Source organism: Arthrobacter sp. TB 26 (assembly GCF_000427315.1).
Taxonomy (GTDB): Bacteria; Actinomycetota; Actinomycetes; order Actinomycetales; family Micrococcaceae; genus Arthrobacter.
In genome coordinates this window covers 1,379-4,533 of sequence record NZ_AUPJ01000165.1, presented here as the reverse complement: position 1 = coordinate 4,533, position 3,155 = coordinate 1,379, and the positions used below count along the sequence as shown (strand labels likewise).

3 protein-coding genes and 1 pseudogene (1 of these 4 cut by a window edge) are annotated in these 3,155 nt (G+C 68.4%); 1 reads left to right on the top strand and 3 read right to left on the bottom strand.

The window, feature by feature from the left end; all coding sequences use genetic code 11:
- Together K789_RS0105625 and K789_RS0105620 are read right to left on the bottom strand one after the other, a co-directional pair.
- Nucleotides 1–737: SDR family oxidoreductase (locus K789_RS0105625; protein WP_024365909.1), on the bottom strand; the 737-nt coding region annotated here is incomplete at its 3' end.
- Nucleotides 738–784: 47 nt separating this feature from the next.
- Nucleotides 785–1,684 carry an MSMEG_6728 family protein gene (locus tag K789_RS0105620; protein WP_024365908.1) on the bottom strand — a complete coding sequence of 300 codons (900 nt, stop codon included), beginning with the start codon at nucleotides 1,682–1,684 and terminating at the stop codon, nucleotides 785–787.
- 215 nt (nucleotides 1,685–1,899) lie between these two features.
- Between K789_RS0105620 and K789_RS0105615 the strand changes: the two genes are divergently transcribed.
- Entirely contained in the window at nucleotides 1,900–2,427 is a 528-nt protein-coding gene (locus tag K789_RS0105615; protein ID WP_029704575.1) for a hypothetical protein, read from the top strand.
- Between the two features lie 139 nt (nucleotides 2,428–2,566).
- On the opposite strand, the pseudogene K789_RS26390 reads toward K789_RS0105615, so the two are convergent.
- Nucleotides 2,567–3,155, bottom strand: a pseudogene (locus K789_RS26390) (transglycosylase family protein) (it continues 108 nt past the right edge of the window).

Below are 3,155 nucleotides of genomic sequence, written 5' to 3'. Positions count from 1 at the left end.
CCACTTTCAGCCGCGCCCGACGGCGGGTGGGGAAGTCCCAGCTCGGCGGCCAGGAAACGCAGCACCTCGCCGAGTTCGGCAGGCTCGTTGTCCACGCCCAGATACACCGGCGCCGGGACGGGCTCCATGGTGCACAGGTGGACGATCGCGGCAGCGGCGTCGTCCCGGTGGATGCGGTTGGTGAAGCGTGACTCTGCCGGGATCACCGCGGAGCCGCCGCGGACCTGGTCAATCAGCCGGGTCCTTCCGGGGCCATAGATCCCCCCGAGCCGCAGCACCACCGGAGTGATCCCGGTGCCGCTCAACCGGCTGTGCAGGAGTTCCTCCGCCTCGCGGATGATGCGGCCCGAGAACCCGCCGGGTGCCGGCGTCGTGCGTTCATCGATCCAGTCCCCGCCGGCGTCGCCGTAGACGGCAGTGGACGACACAAACAGCACGCGCCGGACCGGGGCGCCGGACGTGAGGACTGCGTCCAGAACGTTCGACAACCCGTCCACATAGGCGGCGCGGTAGGCAGCCTCGGTGGGGGAGTCCGCCGCAATCGCGACGACGACGGCGGTGGTGTCCGCCGGGATGGGCGGCAGTTCACCGGCGCCCAGGTCAGCCGCTGCACCTTCGATCGCGGCCGGAAGTTTCTCCGGCGAGCGGCGCCAGCCCACCACCCGGTGGCCCGCCGCGGCGAACCGCAGCCCGGCCTCGGTGCCCAGATCGCCGCAACCAGCCATAAGTACAGTCATGCTGGCCAGTCTGCCAGTTTTCAGCGGCCACAGCCGCCGAACCCGGACTACCGCGCCGGGATCGGGAAGAAGACCCGCGGATCCTGCAGCAGCGCCGGGTAGTCAAAGGCCGAGCGTTCCAGGATCTCATCGACCTGGAAGTTGCGGGCGAACTGGCCGTCCACGGTGATCGGACGGCCCAGGACCTTGCCGACGGCGAAGGACGCGTCGCCGTCGAACGGGATGGCAACGGTCGAGTTGCCCGGAAGCGTGGTGAACGCATCCTCCTGCTGCTGGCGCTTGCGGGTGGGCTTCTTAACGAGCTGCTTCGGCGGGAGCTTGCGCACCTTGGGCCGGCGGGAGCCGGAGTCCGCGTAGACGAACTGGTAGTCCTCTTCGCTTGCGGACGTGGATTTGGCCTTGCCCACGGGCGGGAGGCTGACGGTATCCAGCTTCTCCGGCGCGGTGTCACCGAGCGGCAGGCGAAGGACCCACATGCGGTCGCCGGAAGGGTCCTCCGGCGGCAGCTCAAGCTTGGGCTCGGGCCAGACGTACTCCAGGTCATGTTCCGTGTCCGGAAACAACGGCGCGTAGAACCGGGGGTCCTTGGCGATCAGCCGGGAGCGGTGGCTCAGGTGCAGCTCCGGGGCACCGAGCCACGGTGGCATCGGGATCTTCGCGGCGTAGTCGGGGTGCGCAGCCTGGGGAGCGAACTCCATGATTTTCTCGCGAGTGGTGTCCTCGCCGCCCCGGGCCGTCCACTCGTCGACCATGGTCAGGCCGTAAAGGGTCAGCGCGGGAACGTACCCCATCCACATCCGGATGGCCGGGTGCGACTGCCAGCCGTACTCCGGGATCACCAGGGCGCGCAGGATCTGCAGCGCTTCAACGCGCTGCTTGCCGAGCCGCTCGCGGTCCAGAACCGCTGCGCTCTGCTGGAAATCGGGGAAGGGGAGAAAAGTCTGCATCTCTCCAGTTTGAGGCCACGGAGCCAATGAACCAATTGCTGGCAGCCGCGGGTGAGCGTGTTCACATTTCGGAACGGGACAGACGGCTCTCAGCTTCGGCGCGTAAGATAGCACAAAATACCCCTGCCGCACGGAAGACACGCCCCATGCCGAAGAAGCCAGCCACTGAATCTCCGGCGCAGCCTGCGTCCGGCCACCTGCCCAAGTACGGACAAATGCTGAGTCCCGAAGCGAACGGGATCCTGGTCCTGGAGGAGTTCACCATCGATCCGGCGGCTGCCCGCAAGGAACAGCACGGATTCCGGATGGCCCTGGCCGCGGTGGCGCTGACCATGCGGCGCATCCTGGCGTTCCGGCTCCTCATTGCCGTGGTGGCGATCGCGAATCTTCCCCTGTTCCTGCTTTCCAGCGGCTGGGAGATCTATGTCGTCTCGCTCACCCTTGTGGTGGCGGTCCACGCCGCGGTGTCCTGGCTGAATCGTCAGGAACCCAAGATCCGCCAGCGACGGCTGCTGGAACTGCACCTCAAGCGCGAGAAAAGCGACAACTACCGCAAAGTCCGCGACGCCGTGAAATACGTCATCGACGCCCCGGCCCGCATGAACGAGAACCTCTACCTTGAGCTGCTTGCCGCCAAACGCGTGGCGCTGCACCTCGCCATGGGCACCGTCGCCCTGCTGGACACGAGCGATGACACCGCCTGGAAAGTGCAGATTGTCCGCGAGATTCCCCGGGCTGCCTGAGCCTTTCGGCCACAGCACTGCCGGTTAACCCCAGAACAGCCAAGAGCACGACGCCGGAGCGTCCCTTGAGGGGATGCTCCGGCGTCGTGCCTTAACCGTGCCGCCGAGGGCAGGCTAGGCGGGCAGGCAGGCAGGCAGGCTAGGCGGGCAGCTGCAGCACCTGGCCCGGGAACACCAGATCAGGGTCGCTGATGGTGGCCGCGTTGGCGTCGGCCAGCAGTTGCCAGCCGCCGGCGATGTTGAGCTTGTCGGCGATCTTGCTCAAGGTGTCGCCGCTCTGGATGGTGTAGCTCTCGCCGCTCAGGGAGACAGCCGCAGCGTGCGCCGGCGCCGGGGCAGCCGCCTTCGGTGCGGCAGCCTTGGGCGCGGTGGGCGCCGCGACCTTCGGTGCGGCGGTCCGGGCAGGCACCTTGGCCGGGGCAGGAACCGCTGCGGGTGCCTTGGCCACCGGGACGCTCTGCGGGGCAATGGCGCCGCCGGTCAGGCCAAGCTGCGCGGCGCAGGACGGCCACGCTCCCCAGCCCTGGCCGGCCTGCACCTTCTCGGCCACGGCGATCTGCTGCTCGCGGCTGGCGCTGGCCGCAGACCCTGCGCCGCCATAGGCCGCCCACGTGCCGGGGCTGAATTGCAGCCCGCCGGAGTAGCCGTTGCCCGTGCTGATGGCCCAGTTGCCGCCGCTTTCGCACTGCGCCAGGGAATCCCAGACGGACGTGGTCGTGGCGGCGGGG